11 protein-coding genes are annotated in these 16674 nt (G+C 67.3%); 5 read left to right on the top strand and 6 right to left on the bottom strand.

What is annotated here, in order from left to right; translation table 11 throughout:
• Window positions 1-66: 66 nt before the first annotated feature.
• Together dbpA and AC2A1N_RS10075 are read right to left on the bottom strand one after the other, a co-directional pair.
• Window positions 67-1443 (bottom strand): ATP-dependent RNA helicase DbpA, encoded by a 1377-nt coding sequence (dbpA, locus tag AC2A1N_RS10080; RefSeq protein WP_242893786.1) that lies wholly within the window; start codon window positions 1441-1443, stop codon window positions 67-69.
• A gap of 154 nt (window positions 1444-1597) precedes the next feature.
• Window positions 1598-2677, bottom strand: a complete 1080-nt coding sequence (locus tag AC2A1N_RS10075; protein ID WP_242893783.1) for a YeiH family protein — start codon at window positions 2675-2677, stop codon at window positions 1598-1600.
• Between the two features lie 101 nt (window positions 2678-2778).
• Here AC2A1N_RS10075 and AC2A1N_RS10070 point away from each other — a divergent pair, with 101 nt between their 5' ends.
• Window positions 2779-3654 (top strand): LysR family transcriptional regulator, encoded by an 876-nt coding sequence (locus tag AC2A1N_RS10070; RefSeq protein WP_061477915.1) that lies wholly within the window; start codon window positions 2779-2781, stop codon window positions 3652-3654.
• Window positions 3655-3819: 165 nt separating this feature from the next.
• Window positions 3820-5703 carry an ATP-binding cassette domain-containing protein gene (locus AC2A1N_RS10065; protein ID WP_061477914.1) on the top strand — a complete coding sequence of 628 codons (1884 nt, stop codon included), beginning with the start codon at window positions 3820-3822 and terminating at the stop codon, window positions 5701-5703.
• Between the two features lie 154 nt (window positions 5704-5857).
• On the opposite strand, the gene AC2A1N_RS10060 is transcribed toward AC2A1N_RS10065, so the two are convergent.
• Both AC2A1N_RS10060 and AC2A1N_RS10055 read right to left on the bottom strand, forming a co-directional pair.
• Window positions 5858-6319, bottom strand: coding sequence for a c-type cytochrome (locus AC2A1N_RS10060; protein WP_005416218.1), 462 nt, complete (start codon window positions 6317-6319; stop codon window positions 5858-5860).
• A gap of 9 nt (window positions 6320-6328) precedes the next feature.
• Window positions 6329-6712: a c-type cytochrome gene (locus AC2A1N_RS10055; RefSeq protein ID WP_061477913.1), complete on the bottom strand. Its 384-nt coding sequence runs from the start codon at window positions 6710-6712 to the stop codon at window positions 6329-6331.
• A gap of 205 nt (window positions 6713-6917) precedes the next feature.
• On the opposite strand from AC2A1N_RS10055, the gene AC2A1N_RS10050 reads away from it, so the two are divergent.
• Genes AC2A1N_RS10050 through AC2A1N_RS10040 form a run of 3 tightly spaced genes read left to right on the top strand, consistent with a single transcriptional unit; the run spans window position 6918 to window position 14664 of the window.
• Window positions 6918-8063, top strand: a complete 1146-nt coding sequence (locus AC2A1N_RS10050; protein WP_049411461.1) for an efflux RND transporter periplasmic adaptor subunit — start codon at window positions 6918-6920, stop codon at window positions 8061-8063.
• Complete coding sequence (locus AC2A1N_RS10045; protein WP_429001062.1) at window positions 8060-11581, top strand: efflux RND transporter permease subunit; 3522 nt, start codon at window positions 8060-8062, stop codon at window positions 11579-11581. Before AC2A1N_RS10050 ends, AC2A1N_RS10045 begins: the two co-directional genes overlap by 4 nt.
• Window positions 11578-14664, top strand: coding sequence for an efflux RND transporter permease subunit (locus AC2A1N_RS10040; protein ID WP_484372183.1), 3087 nt, complete (start codon window positions 11578-11580; stop codon window positions 14662-14664). The genes AC2A1N_RS10045 and AC2A1N_RS10040 overlap by 4 nt, the downstream gene beginning before the upstream one ends.
• Before the next feature lie 254 nt (window positions 14665-14918).
• On the opposite strand, the gene AC2A1N_RS10035 is transcribed toward AC2A1N_RS10040, so the two are convergent.
• Entirely contained in the window at window positions 14919-16139 is a 1221-nt protein-coding gene (locus AC2A1N_RS10035) for a TraB/GumN family protein (protein ID WP_088496762.1), read from the bottom strand.
• Window positions 16140-16143: 4 nt separating this feature from the next.
• On the bottom strand, window positions 16144-16674 hold the full coding sequence (locus AC2A1N_RS10030) for a GNAT family N-acetyltransferase (protein ID WP_242893777.1): 531 nt from the start codon (window positions 16672-16674) through the stop codon (window positions 16144-16146).

The raw sequence follows: 16674 nt of genomic DNA, 5'->3' as shown, positions 1-16674 counted from the left end.
GGCATCTACCAGAGCGAAGAACCGGGAGCCGGTCGTTGCCAACCGTGGTTGGCAACGCGGCTTCAATCACATCATCCGTACGCGGAAACGACGGCCCTTGATCTTGCCGGCTTCCAGCCTGGCGACGGCCTTGTTGGCCTGTTCACGCGCGATCGCCACATAGGAGCGGGTCGGGAAGATCGCGATCTTCCCGATGAACTTGCTCGACAGGCCGGCATCGCCGGTCAGTGCGCCGAGGATGTCGCCCGGGCGCAGCTTGTCGGTCTTGCCGCCGTCGATGCGCAGGGTGCGCATCGCCGCCTGCGGCAACTCGGCCGGGCGCGAGGTCGCCAGTGGCGTCTTCTGCCAATCCAGCGGTCGCCCCATCTGCGCTTCGATGGCTTCGGCGCGGGTCTTTTCGCGGCCAGCCACCAGGCTGATCGCCAGGCCGCTGGCACCGGCACGGCCGGTACGGCCCACGCGGTGCTGGTAGCTCTCCACGTCGGTCGGCAGCTCGTAATTGATCACCGCCGCCAGCTCTTCCACGTCCAGTCCGCGCGCGGCGACGTCGCTGGCGACCAGCACGTTGCAGCTGCGGTTGGCCAGCCGCAACAGCACTTCCTCACGGTCGCGCTGCTCCATGTCGCCGTGCAGGGCGAGTGCGGAGAAGCCGAACTGCTGCAGCGAGTTGGCCACTTCGTCCACGTCCTTGCGGGTATTGCAGAACACCACCGCCGATTCCGGCGTGTACTTCAACAGCAGGCCGGCCAGCGCCTTCTGGCGATGCGCCGGTTCCACCTCGCAGAACAGGTGGCGGATGGCCGGTGCCTGGTCGGCGCCTTCCACGGTCACCTCCACCGCGTCGCGCAGCAGGTCACGCGCCATGGCGCGGATGCTGTCGGGGAAGGTGGCGGAGAACAGCAGACTCTGGCGATCCCTGTGGGTGCGGCCGGCGATCTCGCGGATGGGCTCCTCGAAGCCCATGTCGAGCATGCGGTCGGCCTCGTCCAGCACCAGCGTGCGCACCGCGCCAAGATTCAGCGCGCGCTTGCGTGCCAGCTCCTGCACGCGGCCGGGCGTACCGACCACCACGTGCGGATCGTGGCCTTCCAGCGAGGCCAGCTGCGGGCCCAGCGGCACGCCACCCACCAGCAGCAACAGCTTCAGGTTGGGAATGCCGGTGGCCAGCTTGCGGATCTGCTTGCCGACCTGGTCGGCCAGTTCGCGGGTCGGGCACAGGACCAGCGCCTGCACGCGGATCAGGCTGGGGTCGATGGCCTGCAGCAGGCCCAGGCCGAAGGCGGCGGTCTTGCCGCTGCCGGTCGGCGCCTGTGCGATCACATCGCGGCCATCGAGGATGGCCGGCAGGCTCTGCGCCTGCACGGGGGTGAGGGTGGTGTAGCCGAGGGCGTCCAGGCCGGGCTGCAGGGCCGGGCTCAGCGGCAGGGTCGAGAAATCAGTCATGGCGCATTGTACCCGCCCGCGTGGCCGGTCCCGTCTAATGGGGTGGGGTCGGATCCCTTTCCGCAGGAAAGGGCTCTGATCCCCAATTGGAGCCGCCATCCATGCATGGCGTGGATCTACGGGTGGGCGCCGACCCTGGTCGGTACGCTCCTGCTCAGCCCAGCACCGCCAACACACCCTGGTGGATCACCAGGCCACCGAACAGCAGCCAGGCGAACAGGATCAGCGCCAGCAGCAGTGGCTTCAGGCCGGCCTGGCGCAGCGCCGAGACATGGGTGGTCAGGCCCAGTGCGGCCATCGCCATCGCCAGCAGCACAGTATCCAGCTGCACCAGCCCGGCCTGCAGGCCGGCCGGCAGCAGGTGCAGTGAATTGAAACCGGCCACCGCCACGAAACCGAACGCGAACCACGGCACTACGATGCGCGCCTTGCTGCCGTCGGCGCTGGCCTTGCCGCCACGCGCCAGCCACAACGACAACACGACCAGGAACGGCGCCAGCAGCATCACCCGCACCATCTTGGTGATCACCGCGGTGTCAGCCGCCGCTTCGTTGACCGCGCGGCCGGCCGCCACCACCTGTGCTACTTCATGCACCGTCGCGCCGGTGAACAGGCCGTACCGCCGTGCGTCCATCGCCAGCCAGCCGTGCGACTGCACCAGCGCATACAGCGCCGGGTACAGGAACATTGCCAGCGTGCCGAACACCACTACCGTCGACACCGCCACCGTGACCTGTGCCGCGCGGCCGCGCACCACCGGTTCGGCGGCCATCACCGCTGCCGCACCGCAGATCGCGCTGCCGGCGCCGATCAGCATTGCCGCCTCGCGTTCCATCTTGAACACACGTACGCCCAGCCAACAGGCCAGGCCGAAGGTGCTGGCGACCACCAGCACGTCCATCAGCACGCCGCTGACGCCGACATGACCGATGTCCTGGAAGGTCAGGCGCAGGCCGTACAGCACAATGCCGGCACGCAGCAGCCAGTGCTTGGAGAAACCGACGCCGGCCGCGCTGCTCGGCGCCAGCCGAGGGTAGAGCGTGTTGCCGACCACGATGCCGGCTACGATGGCGACGGTCAGTGCACTCAGGCCATGCGCCTGCAGCCAGGGCAGCTCGGCCAGGTACAGCGATGCCGCCGCGATCAGGCCCACCAGCAGAAGGCCGGGCAGGCGCGGCTGCCAGCGTTGGCGCAGGGCGGGCAGGGACCAGGAGGAGAGAGCGGGGGCGTTCATGGCAGGGCAGGGCTGTGGTGACGAGGCAAGCGTGCGCCTTCGTTCATGACCTGTAAAACGAATAATATGGGTGAAATCTACCTGTCCAGAAGGTAACGGTAATGCGCCTGACGTTGCGCCAGCTCCAAGTCTTCGTTGCCGTCGCCGATCACGGCAGTACCACGGCTGCGGGCCAGGCCATCGCGCTCTCGCAATCGGCCAGCAGTGCCGCCCTGCAGGAACTGGAGGCGCATTTCGGTACTCCGCTGTTCGACCGCATCGGTCGTCGCCTGGCGCTGAACGGGCACGGCCGCGCACTGCTGGAGCCGGCGCGCACCCTGCTGGTCAATGCCGCCGATCTGGAGCGGCAGCTGGCCGCCGGCGGCGACCCGTCGCAGGGAGCACCGCTGCGATTGGTGCTGGCCGCCAGTACCACCATCGGCAACTACCTGCTGCCGCCGCGCATTGCGGAACTGCTGCGGCAGGCGCCACAGGCCGAGGTCGACCTGCGCATCGACAACAGTGCCGGCGTAGTGGCCGCCGTGCAGCGCCTGGATGTGGACGCGGGCCTGATCGAAGGCCCGTGCCATGAACGCGGTTTGCAGGTCACGGCCTGGCAGCAGGATCCGCTGGTGATCGTCGCCGCCGCCGACGCGCCGCCGCGCTGGACGCTGGACGAACTGCGCCGCGCACGCTGGCTGCTGCGTGAGCCGGGCTCCGGCACCCGCGAAGCGGTGGAGCAGGCGCTGTTGCCGCATCTGCGAGGTTTCGCCCAGACCCTGCAGCTGGGCAATACCGAAGCGATCAAGCAGGCTGCGATCGCCGGCCTCGGATTGGCCTGCCTTTCGCGTCACGCGCTGGAAGAGCCGCTGGCGCTGGGTCGTCTGCGCGTGCTCGAGACGCCGCTGCCCGCCCTTCAGCGCACCCTGTGGCTGGTGCGCCACCCCGGCAAGCAATGGCTGCCCGGGTTGCAGGCGTTGCTGGGGGAGGTGGGGTAGCCGGGATCCATCCGCACAGCGCGAATTCCACGACGGGATCCGCGCCCCGCCGTCCCACAGGAAACCAGCTTTTGACGTTGCCGTTGAGGTTGCCGGCCAGCGGCCGGCACTACCGCGGGTGCCGGGTGCAACCCGGCCGACGCCCCCAACCCGTACAATATCCGGATGCCTCTGATTACTCTGCAGAACGTCGACTTCAGCGTCGGCGGCCCGTTGTTGCTGGAAAAGGCCGAACTGTCGATCGAGCCGGGCGAACGCATCGCCCTGATCGGCCGCAACGGCGCCGGCAAATCCACCCTGCTCAAGCTGCTGTCCGGCGACCACAAGCCCGATGACGGCGAAGTCCGCGTGCAGCAGGGCGTGCGCGTCACCCGCCTGGAGCAGGAAGTGCCACACGGCGCCGCCGGCTCGGTGTTCGACGTCGTCGCCGATGGCCTCGGTGAACTGGGCCAGTGGCTGGCCGAGTTCCACCATCTCAGCCATGCCGAGGTCTTCGATGGCGAAGCCCTGGGCAACGTGCAGGCCAAGATCGACGCCGCCAACGGCTGGGGCCTCGATCAGCGCGTCAGCGAAACCCTGACCAAGCTCGACCTGGACGGCGAGGCCGAGTTCGGCCGCCTGTCCGGCGGCATGAAGCGCCGCGTGCTGCTCGCCCGCGCGCTGGTGTCCAGCCCTGACGTGCTGTTGCTGGACGAACCGACCAACCACCTCGATATCGAAGCCATCGACTGGCTCGAAGCGTTCCTGAAGGGTTGGAGCGGCAGCGTGGTGTTCGTTACCCATGACCGCCGCTTCCTGCGTGCACTGGCCACCCGCATCGTCGAGATCGACCGCGGCCAGGTCACCAGCTGGCCGGGCGACTGGGCCAACTACGAGCGTCGCCGGGAGGAACGCCTCAACGCGCAGGCGCAGGAAAACGCGCGCTTCGACAAGCTGCTGGCGCAGGAAGAGGTCTGGATCCGCCAAGGCATCAAGGCGCGCCGCACCCGCGATGAGGGCCGCGTGCGCCGCCTGAAGGCGATGCGCGTGGAGCGTTCGCAGCGCCGTGATCTCAGCGGCAACGTCAAGATGGAAGCCGCGCAGGGCATCAGCTCTGGCAAGAAGGTCATCGACGTCAAGGATATTTCGTTCGCCTTCGGTGAGCGCACCATGGTCCGCGACTTCACCACCACCATCATGCGCGGCGACCGCATCGGCCTGATCGGCCCCAACGGCAGCGGCAAGACGACGCTGCTGAAGCTGCTGCTGGGCGAGCTGCAGCCGGCCAAGGGCGAAGTCAACGCCGGCACCAACCTGCAGATCGCCTATTTCGACCAGTACCGCGCGGTGCTGCGCGAAGACTGGAGCGCGATCGAGAACGTGGCCGAAGGCCGCGATTTCCTCGAGTTCAACGGCAAGCGCAAGCACGTGCATGCCTACCTGCAGGACTTCATGTTCACCCCGGAACGCGCACGTGCGCCGATCACCCGCCTGTCCGGTGGCGAGCGCAACCGCCTGCTGCTGGCCAAGCTGTTCGCGCAGCCGTCCAACCTGCTGGTGATGGACGAACCGACCAACGACCTGGACGTGGAAACCCTGGAGCTGCTGGAAGAGCTGCTGGGCGAGTACACCGGCACCCTGCTGCTGGTCAGCCATGACCGTGACTTCATCGACAACGTGGTGACCTCCACGCTGGTGATGGAAGGCGACGGCGTGATCGGCGAGTACGTCGGTGGCTACAGCGACTGGCAGCGTTATGCGGCCAGCGTGGCAGCACCTGCCGCGACCCCCGCCGCCAAGCCGGCAGCCGCAGCCCCTGCCGCGCCGGCTGCTGCCACCCCGGCTGCGCCCAAGCGCAAGCTGGCCTACAAGGAAGCGCGCGAGCTGGAGCAGCTGCCGAAGACCATCGAGAAGCTGGAAAGCGATGTCGAAGGGCTGACCTCGGCGATGAACGATCCGTCGTTCTACACCCGCAGCAGTGCCGAAGTGACCGCGCACACCCAGCAGCTGGCCAAGGTGCAGGCCGAGCTGGATGCCGCGTACGCGCGCTGGGAAGAGCTGGAAGGCTGAGCGTTGACCGGCGCCAGCGGTTGCGCCGATTGATGTAGAGCCGAGCCCACGCTCGGCTCAGCAGATCCACGCCATGCGTGGATATCCGGAATCTGTGCGGACCAACGGTCCGCGCCTACCAACCGACGGTCCGCACCGGCCGGGGGGCCGGCCGTCATTTGACCCCGTGCAGATCCCGCAACTGGCTCGGCCGGCTGCCGAAATACGCGGCCAGATCGGCGATGTCCTGATCGCTCAGGTCCTTCGCCTGCGGCGTCATCAGCGCATGCTGGCGGTCGCCGGCGCGGTAGGCCTGCAGCGCATGCGCCAGATAGTCGCCGTACTGGCCACCCAGTTTCGGATAGGTCGGATCGATCGGCGCATTGCCGTCGGCCCCATGGCAGTCGATGCAGCTCTGGTTGGTGGCCTTGCCCTTCACCTTGGCGCGGGCTTCACCGGCGGCCTCGCGGCCTGCCGGCAGGCCGGCGGAGGACGAAGAGCCGTGTTCGCCGCTGGCATGGCCCGGGTCGGCGGCGGATTTCTCGCTGTTTTCCACCTGCGACTGCGAACAGGCCGCCAGCAGCAGGGCAACGGACAGGGCGATGGCGTGACGCATCGGATGCGCGGCTTTCGACATGGGCGGGCCTTACTTGACGGTGGACAGGTAAACAGAGAGATCGGCGATCTCCTGTTCGCTGAAACTCATCGACTGCGCCTGCATCGTCGGATGCCGGCGCTTGCCCTGGCGGTACTCGGTCAGGGCCTGGGCCAGGTACTGCTGGGTCTGGCCGCCGATCTTCGGCACCCGGTAGCTGGGGTAGGCGTTCTTGTAGCCGGTGATGCCGTGGCACCCCTGGCAGGTATAGGCCAGGACACGGCCATTGTCGAAGTTGCCGGTGGGCGTGGCAGGCGCCGGCGCGGCGGCAGGCGCCGGGGCGGGTGTGGCAGGAGCGGGAGCGGGCTGTGCGGCGGCCCCAAGGGGCAGGAGGACGGCCAGAGCGAGACAAGCGGCGAGCGGCTGCGGGCGCATGGTGTCGTTTCCGGGGATTCGGGTCTGGTCGTTCCGGCGTGGGGTACGGAACGACCCGAGTATAGCCTCAGGTTTCATCTAGCTGAAATGGGGGCGGGCCGACCAGCGGCGTGAAGACACCATGACCTTTGGGATATGGTGTTGCCGTGAAGTGGTGCATTACTTTGCTACCACACCTGTCCACACATCCTCCAGGGACTCGACGATGTCGCACCCAACCTTCCTGTCCGGCCGTCGCAGCGGAATCTGCGCTGCCGCACTGCTGATCTCCACCTCCCTGCTGCTGGGCGGTTGCGCCGCAGGGCCCAATTCCGAAGCCAAGGCTGCCGAGACCAAGGAGGAGAAGAAGGTCGACGCAGTCCCGGTCGAAGTGGCGGTGGCCAGCCATCGTGCCGTCGCAGCCAGCTACACCGGCACCGCGGCGCTGGAGCCACGTGCCGAGTCGCAGGTGGTCGCCAAGACCTCCGGCGTAGCCCTGGCGGTGCTGGTCGAGGAAGGGCAGCGGGTCACCGCCGGCCAGCCGCTGGTGCGGCTGGACCCGGACCGCGCGCGCCTGGCCGTGGCGCAGAGCGAAGCGCAGATGCGCAAGCTGGAAAACAACTACCAGCGCGCACAGAAGCTGGTCGGCCAGCAGATGGTCAGCGCCGCCGATGTCGACCAGCTGCGCTACGACCTGGAGAACGTCCGTGCGCAGTACCGCCTGGCCACGCTGGAGCTGTCCTACACCACGGTCGTGGCACCGATCTCCGGTGTGATCGCCTCACGCTCGATCAAGACCGGCAACTTCGTGCAGATCAATACACCGATCTTCCGCATCGTCGACAACTCGCGGCTGGAGGCCACCCTCAACGTACCCGAACGTGAGCTGGCCACCCTGCGCGCCGGCCAGCCGGTGACGCTGGCGGCCGACGCACTGCCGGGCCAGAGCTTCACCGGCACCGTTGACCGCATCGCGCCGGTGGTGGACTCGGGCAGCGGCACGTTTCGCGTGGTCAGTGCCTTCGATGGCGCCGCCCACGCGCTGCAGCCCGGCATGTTCGGCCGCATCCGCATCGATTACGACCAGCGTGCCGATGCGCTGGTGGTGCCGCGCCTGGCGTTGCTCGATGACGGTGAACCTGCGGTGTTCCGCGTGCGCGAAGGCAAGGTCGCACGCGTTCCGGTCAAGCTGGGTTACGCCGAGGGCCCGTGGGTGGAGATCCGTGATGGCCTGGCGGCCGGTGATCAGGTGGTCACCGCCGGCAAGGTCGCCCTGCGCGACGGCACCACGGTGCAGGTGATTGCCGATCCGAAGGCGAAGGCGGTCGCGGCGGCCGCCAAGCCCGCAGACAAGGCCGGGAGCAAGCAATGACCGCCCCGGGCCACGACCACGGTGCCTCGCCGGCGAGCGACGGCGCCGCCGCCGGCATGCGCGGCGGCCTGGTGGAATTCGCCACGCGCCGCCGCGTGACCATCGCCATGTGCACGGTCACCCTGCTGCTGTTCGGCCTGATCGCGCTCGGCAACCTCAAGGTCAACCTGCTGCCCGACCTGAGCTACCCGACGCTGACCGTGCGCACCGAATACACCGGTGCGGCGCCGACCGAAATCGAAACCCTGATCACCCAGCCGGTTGAAGAAGCGGTGGGCGTGGTCAAGAACCTGCGCAAGCTGAAGTCGGTCTCGCGCACCGGCCAGAGCGATGTGGTGCTGGAGTTCGCCTGGGGCACCAACATGGACCAGGCCAGCCTGGAGGTGCGTGACAAGATGGAAGCGCTGAACCTGCCGCTGGAGGCCAAGGCCCCGGTGCTGCTGCGCTTCAATCCGTCCACCGAGCCGATCATGCGCCTGGTGCTGTCCAACAAGGTCGCGCCGGCCAGCGATGCCGACGCGGTCCGCGAGCTGACCGGCCTGCGCCGCTATGCCGATGAAGACCTGAAGAAGAAGCTCGAGCCGGTCACCGGCGTGGCGGCAGTGAAGGTCGGCGGTGGACTGGAGGACGAGATCCAGGTCGACATCGACCAGCAGAAGCTGGCGCAGCTGAACCTGCCGATCGACACCGTCATCAAGCGCCTGAAAGACGAGAACATCAACATCTCCGGCGGCCGCCTGGAGGAGGGCTCGCAGCGCTTCCTGGTGCGTACCGTCAACCAGTTCGCCGACCTGGAGGAGATCCGCAACCTGCTGGTGACCACCCAGGGCTCGAACGGCAGCGCGGCCGACTCGGCATTGCAGCAGATGTTCAACATTGCTGCCTCGACCGGTTCGGCAGCGGCCATCGCGGCGGCTTCGGCGGCGCAGAGCGCATCGTCAGGTGCGGGCTCCAGCGTCGTCGCCAACGGCGTGCCGGTGCGCCTGAAGGACGTGGCCACCGTGCGCCAGGGCTACAAGGAGCGTGAAGCGATCATCCGCTTGGGCGGCAAGGAATCGGTCGAGCTGGCCATCTACAAGGAAGGCGACGCCAACACCGTGTCCACCGCCGAAGCGCTGCGCAAGCGCCTGGAGCAGATCAAGGGCACGTTCCCGTCGGACGTCGAGCTGACCACCATCGAGGACCAGTCGCGCTTCATCGAGCACGCCATCGCCGACGTCAAGAAGGACGCGGTGATCGGTGGCCTGCTGGCGATCCTGATCATCTTCCTGTTCCTGCGCGATGGCTGGAGCACGTTCGTGATCAGCCTGTCGTTGCCGGTCTCGATCATCGCCACGTTCTTCTTCATGGGCCAGCTCGGGCTGAGCCTGAACGTGATGTCGCTGGGCGGCCTGGCATTGGCCACCGGCCTGGTGGTGGATGACTCGATCGTGGTGCTGGAGAGCATCGCCAAGGCCCGTGAGCGTGGCCTGGGCATCCTGCAGGCGGCGATCGCCGGCACCCGTGAAGTGAGCATGGCGGTGGTCGCCTCGACCCTGACCACCATCGCGGTGTTCCTGCCGCTGGTGTTCGTCGACGGCATCGCCGGGCAGCTGTTCCGCGACCAGGCGCTGACCGTGGCGATCGCCATCGCGATCTCGCTGCTGGTGTCGATGACCCTGATCCCGATGCTGAGCTCGCTGAAGGGGCGGCCACCGCTGGCGTTCCCGGAAGAGGCGCCGAACGCAGCATGGCAGCCGCAAAAGCGCTGGCAGAAGCCGGTCGCGCTGGGCCGCCGTGGCGTGGTTGCCAGCGTGCGCTGGAGCTTCTATGCGCTGGCCTGGCTTGTCGTGCGCGTGTGGCGTGGCGTGGTGGCAGTGGTCGGCCCGGTAATGCGCAAGGCCAGCGACCTGGCGATGAAACCCTATGCAGGCGCCGAGCGAGGCTACCTGCGCCTGCTGCCGAGTGCGCTGGCGCATCCCGGCAAGGTGCTGGGCGTGGCAGCCATCATCTTCGTGGCGACCATGGCGCTGGTACCGATGCTTGGCGCGGACCTGATTCCGCAGCTGGCGCAGGACCGGTTCGAAATGACGGTGAAGCTGCCGGCCGGCACGCCGCTCAAGCAGACCGATGCGCTGGTGCGCGAGCTGCAGCTGGCGCACGGCAAGGGGGAGGGCGTGGCCTCGCTGTATGGCGTCAGTGGCAGCGGCACCCGGCTGGATGCCAGTCCGACCGAAAGCGGTGAGAACATCGGCAAGCTGACTGTGGTGATGGAAGGTGGTGGCAACGCGCGTACCGAAGCAGCAATCACCGAGCGCCTGCGCGGCACCATGAGCCAGCACCCGGGCGCCCAGGTCGACTTCGCGCGGCCGGCATTGTTCAGCTTCTCCACGCCGTTGGAAATCGAACTGCGCGGGCAGGACATGGCCACCCTGGAAGTGGCCGGGCAACGCCTGGCGGCGATGCTGCGCGGCAATGCGCACTACGCCGACGTGAAATCGACGGTGGAAGAGGGTTTCCCGGAAATCCAGATCCGCTTCGACCAGGAACGCGCGGGTGCGCTGGGCCTGACCACCCGCCAGATCGCCGACGTGGTGGTGAAGAAGGTGCGTGGCGACGTCGCCACCCGCTACAGCTTCCGTGATCGCAAGATCGACGTGCTGGTGCGTGCGCAGGAAGGTGACCGCGCCAGCGTGGACAGCATCCGCCGGCTGATCGTCAACCCGGGCAGCACCCGCCCGGTGACCCTGGACGCGGTGGCCGACGTGGTCGCCACCACCGGCCCCAGCGAGATCCATCGTGCCGACCAGACGCGGGTCGCGGTGGTGTCGGCCAACCTGCGCGACATCGACCTCGGCGCGGCCATGCGCGAAGTGCAGCAGATGGTGTCCGAGCAGCCGCTGGGCGCAGGCGTCGGCCTGCATATCGGCGGCCAGGGCGAGGAACTGGCGCAGGCGGCGAAGTCGCTGATCTTCGCCTTCGGCCTGGCGATCTTCCTGGTCTACCTGGTGATGGCCTCGCAGTTCGAGTCGCTGCTGCATCCGTTCGTGATCCTGTTCACCATCCCGTTGGCGCTGGTCGGTGCGATCCTGGCGCTGATGCTGACCGGAAAGCCCATCTCGGTGGTGGTGTTCATCGGCCTGATCCTGCTGGTCGGCCTGGTCACCAAGAACGCGATCATCCTGATCGACAAGGTCAACCAGCTGCGCGAAGCCGGCGTGGCCAAGCATGAGGCGCTGGTGGAAGGTGCGCGTTCGCGCCTGCGCCCGATCATCATGACCACGCTGTGCACGCTGTTCGGCTTCCTGCCGCTGGCGGTGGCGATGGGCGAGGGCGCCGAAGTGCGTGCACCGATGGCGATCACCGTGATCGGTGGCCTGCTGGTGTCGACGCTGCTGACGCTGCTGGTGATCCCGGTGGTGTACGACCTGATGGATCGTCGCGGCGACGCCTACTACCGTGAGCGCGGCCGCAAGCATGCCGGTGAAGGACTGCATGGCGACGAGGGCGGCACGGCAGGTGTGGAGGAGCCGGCATGAGCGTTGCCGAGTTCTCCATCCGCCGCCCGGTCACCACCATCATGTGCTTCGTGTCGCTGGTGGTGATCGGCCTGATCGCTTCGTTCCGGCTGCCGTTGGAGGCGCTGCCGGACATCTCCGCGCCGTTCCTGTTCGTGCAGATCCCATACACCGGTTCGACGCCCGAGGAAGTGGAGCGGACCATCATCCGCCCGGTCGAGGAGTCGCTGGCGACGATGACCGGCATCAAGCGCATGCGCTCATCGGCCACCTCCGAGGCGGCACTGATCTACATCGAGTTCAGCGACTGGGACCGCGACATCGCCATTGCCGCGTCCGACGCGCGCGAGCGTATCGATGCGATCCGCAGCGACCTGCCCGACGACCTGCAGCGCTACAACGTGTTCAAGTGGTCCAGCAGTGACCAGCCGGTACTGAAGGTGCGGCTGGCCAGCACCACCGACCTGACCACTGCCTATGACATGCTCGACCGTGAGTTCAAGCGGCGCATCGAGCGTATTCCCGGTGTGGCCCGCGTCGATATCACCGGTGCACCGCCGAACGAGGTGGAGATCGCCATCGATCCGAACCGGCTCAACGCGCATGGGTTGAGCATCAACGAGCTGAGCGAGCGCCTGCGCACGCTGAACTTCTCGATCTCGGCCGGTCAGATCGACGACAACGGCCAGCGCGTGCGCGTGCAGCCGGTGGGCGAGATCACCGACCTGCAGGAAATGCGCGACCTGGTGATCAACGCCAAGGGTCTGCGCCTGGGCGATATCGCCGACGTGCGCCTGAAGCCGGCGCGGATGAACTACGGGCGCCGTCTGGACGGCAACCCGGCGGTGGGCCTGGATATCTTCAAGGAGCGCAGTGCCAACCTGGTGGACGTCTCGCGTGCGGCGCTGGCCGAAGTCGAGGCGATCCGCGCGCAGCCGTCGATGCGCGACGTGCAGATCAAGGTGATCGACAACCAGGGCAAGGCGGTGACCTCGTCGCTGCTGGAACTGGCCGAAGCCGGTGCGGTCGGCCTGATCCTGTCGGTGACGGTGCTGTTCTTCTTCCTGCGCCATTGGCCGTCGACGCTGATGGTGACCCTGGCCATTCCGATCTGCTTCACCATCACCCTGGGCTTCATGTACTTCGTCGGGGTGACGCTGAACATCCTGACCATGATGGGCCTGCTGCTCGCGGTGGGCATGCTGGTCGACAACGCCGTGGTGGTGGTGGAGAGCATCTACCAGGAGCGCGAGCGCATGCCGGGACAGCCACGGCTGGCCTCGATCATCGGCACCCGCAACGTGGCCATCGCGCTCAGGGCCGGTACGCTGTGCCACTGCATCGTGTTCGTGCCGAACCTGTTCGGCGAGACCAACAACATCAGCATCTTCATGGCGCAGATCGCGATCACCATCTCGGTCTCGCTGCTGGCCTCGTGGCTGGTCGCGGTCAGCCTGATTCCGATGCTGTCCGCACGCATGGCCACACCCAAGCTGGTGCACTCGCAGACCGGCCTGATCGCGCGCCTGCAACGGCGGTATGCACAGCTGCTGGACTGGTCACTGCATCACCGCGGCTGGAGCCTGCTCGGCATCCTGCTCGTGGTGCTGGTCAGCCTGGTGCCGATGAAACTGACCAAGGTCGACATGTTCGGTGGCGAGGGCGGCAAGGACATCTTCATCGGCTACATGTGGAAGGGCGCCTACACCTACCGGCAGATGTCCGAGGAAGTGGCGCGCGTGGAGAGCTGGATCGACCAGAACCGCGAGCGCCTGCACGTCAAGCAGGTGTACTCCTGGTACAGCGAGCAGGAAGGCAGCTCCACGGTGGTCACCCTGGACGAGAAGTACGCCAAGGACATCAAGGCGCTGCAGGAAGAGTTGCGCAAGGGCCTGCCGAAGTCCGCCCGCACCGACTATTTCGTCGGCAACCAGGGCGGCGATGGCGGGGGGGGCGGCAACCAGGGCGTGCAGGTGCAGCTGGTCGGCGATTCCAGCTCGATGCTGCAGGAGATCGGCCAGGAAGTGGTGCCGTTGCTGGCGCAGCGTGCCGAACTGCGGGACGTGCGCATCGACAATGGCGAGAAGGGCGGCGAGCTGAAGGTGCGCGTCGACCGTGAGCGTGCCGCAGCGTTCGGCTTCAACGCCGAACAGGTGGCCAGCTTCGTCGGCCTGGCGCTGCGCGGCGCACCGATGCGCGAGTTCCGCCGCGGTGACAATGAAGTGCCGGTGTGGGTGCGCTTTGCCGGCGCCGAGCAGAGCAGCCCGGAAGACCTGGCCGGTTTCAGCGTGCGTACCGGCGATGGCCGCAGCGTGCCGCTGCTGAGTCTGGTCACCGTGGACGTTGGTTCGTCGGCCACCCAGATCGGCCGTACCAACCGTCAGACGACATTGACCATCAAGGCCAACCTGGCCGGGAAGGTCACCGCACCGGACGGGCGCAAGGCGATAGAGGCCGTGCTCAAGCCGATGAACTTCCCGGCGGGCTACGGCTTCACCTTCGATGGCGGCGACTACGGCAACGATGACGAAGCGATGCAGCAGATGGTGTTCAACCTGCTGATCGCGCTGGTGATGATCTACGTGGTGATGGCGGCGGTGTTCGAGTCGCTGCTGTTCCCGGCGGCAATCATGAGTGGCGTGCTGTTCTCGATCTTCGGCGTGTTCTGGCTGTTCTGGATCACCGGCACCTCGTTCGGAATCATGTCCTTCATCGGCATCCTGGTGCTGATGGGCGTGGTGGTGAACAACGGCATCGTGATGATCGAGCACATCAACAACCTGCGGCGCAGCGGCATGGGCCGTACCCAGGCGCTGGTGGAAGGCTCACGCGAACGCCTGCGCCCGATCATGATGACCATGGGCACGGCGATCCTGGCGATGGTGCCGATCTCGCTGACCGACACGCAGATGTTCGGCAATGGCCCGGAGTACTCGCCGATGGCGCGCGCGATTGCCGGCGGCCTGGCGTTCTCGACCGTGGTCAGCCTGCTGTTCCTGCCGACGATCTACGCGGTGCTCGATGACCTGCGTAATGCCGTGACGCGCCTGATCCGCCGTGCGCGTGGAGTGGAAATGGTAGAGCCGGGCGCTGCCCGGCTGTAACGCACGCCAACGTGTTGTGGTGTGGGGGAGGCCGGTCGTAGTGGGGCGGCCTCCCCCTTTTTTTGCTCGCCGCGTCTGCTTGCCTCTATAGAGCCGAAGGCAGCGGCAGGAGCCGCTGCCAACGTCGCTTGCGACGGCCCGGAGGGTGTCGGCCAGGACGGCCGGCATAGCCATGCTCGGCTGCTGTTCGCCGCGTCGCGGCGTCGCCCGAGCATGGGCTCGGGCGCTACAGATTCCGTGGCCGGTTGAAAGGCTTACCCGGCGACCTTGCCCCACACCTTGAACGTGGTCAGCCACAGGCCGAGCATGCTGCCGATGTTGGTCAGCATGAAGGTCAGCACCACGCGGGTAACGCGATTGCGGTACCAGCCCTTCAGGCTCTGCGCATCGTCGCGCAGCTTCAGGAAGTCCTCGTAGGCTGGCTTGCGCACACGCGCTTCCACCAGTGCCGAGAAGGCGCCGGTCGGGATGCTCAGGCGGAACGGCTTGAACGGGGCCACCGCGATCGCGGTGAGGATGCTCAGCGGGTGACCGCCGGCCAGAAGGCAACCCAGGCCGGCCAGGCCGCCGGTATACATCGCCCAGGTTGCCAGCAGCTCGGTGCCGACGCCCAGGCCGCCGCGGTAGAAGCCTACGCCGATGCCGGTCGCCACGATCGCCAGGATGCCCAGCGTGAACCACGGGATGTTGCGCTTCTTCGGCACCGCCTCCAGCTCGGCGCGCAGCGGCGCCGGTGCCTCGGTGTCGGTTTCCAGGTGGCGTGCCAGACCCGCCAGGTGGCCGGCTCCGACCACTGCCAGCACTTCGCGCTGGTGCGGGTCGTGTTCTTCGCGCAGGCGGGTGGCCATGTAGCGGTCGCGCTCGCCTATGATGGTTTCGTACAGCGCCGGGCTCTCGCTGGCGAACTCACCAAAGCTCGACTCCAGCATGTCGCCCTGCTTGAGCTTCTCGATCTCGTTCTCGCCCACTTCTTCCGACGAGAACAGGCCCGCGCCAAGCCCGGCAACCAGCTTCAGCTTGCCGAAGAAGCCCAGCCGTTGCGACGCGCGGCGGAAGGTCAGGCCGACCTCGCGGTCGATCAGGTGCACCGGCAGGTTGCGTTCGCGGGCGAGTTCCACCGCACGTTTCAGCTCGGCACCGGGCTCGATGTCGAGCTGTTCGGCCAGGCGGCGCTGGTAGGCGGACAGGGCCAGGTTGGCGGCGAACAGGGCGACGCGGCCCTTGCGGATCACCTCGACCAGGTCGAGCTTGGCCAGCGTATCCGGGTCGCTCAGCGCCTGCAGGCGCTGCGGGTCCAGTTCAACGGCAACGGCATCGAAGCGGCCGCTGTCGATGGCTTTCTCCACTGCTTCGACGCTGGCGCGCGAAACGTGGGCGGTGCCCAGCAGGGTGTAGCGCACGCCGTCGCGTTCGACGACGCGCACCGGCTGGCCGGCGAACAGATCGTCGCCGGTCTCGGGAAGGGTTTCGGTCATGGGTTCATTCATTGGAGGGTGCGGTGTCGGCGCCATCGCCGAGCGCGCGCTGCATCTGCACGGTGTCCAGCCAGCGGCCATGCTTGCGGCCGAGGCCACGGAACACGCCCACCAGCTCGAAGCCGAAGCGTTCGTGCAGCTTGATCGAAGCGGTATTGGTCGGTTCGCCGATCACGGCCACCATCTGCCGGTAGCCACGCGCCACGCAGGCATCGATCAGGGCCTGCAGCAGGCTGGTGCCGACGCCCTTGCCCTGGAACGCGGCATCGACGTAGACCGAGTTCTCCACGGTCCACTGGTAGGCAATGCGGGTGCGGTAGGTGTTGGCGTAGGCGTAGCCGGCCACCTGGCCGTCGATTTCGGCGACCAGGTAGGGAAAGCCGCGATCAACAATGTCGCGCATGCGGCGCAGCATCTCGGTCGCGTCCGGAATGTCGTACTCGTAGGTGTTGACGAAGTCGGTCACTTCCACCGCATAGATCGCGGTGATCGCGTCGATGTCGGCCGGGCCGGCATCACGGATGAGGGCGGCCAT

Source organism: Stenotrophomonas maltophilia group sp. SKK55, assembly GCF_057179845.1.
The sequence above is the reverse complement of the archived record's forward strand: the minus strand, read 5'-3'. Positions and strand labels throughout refer to the sequence as shown.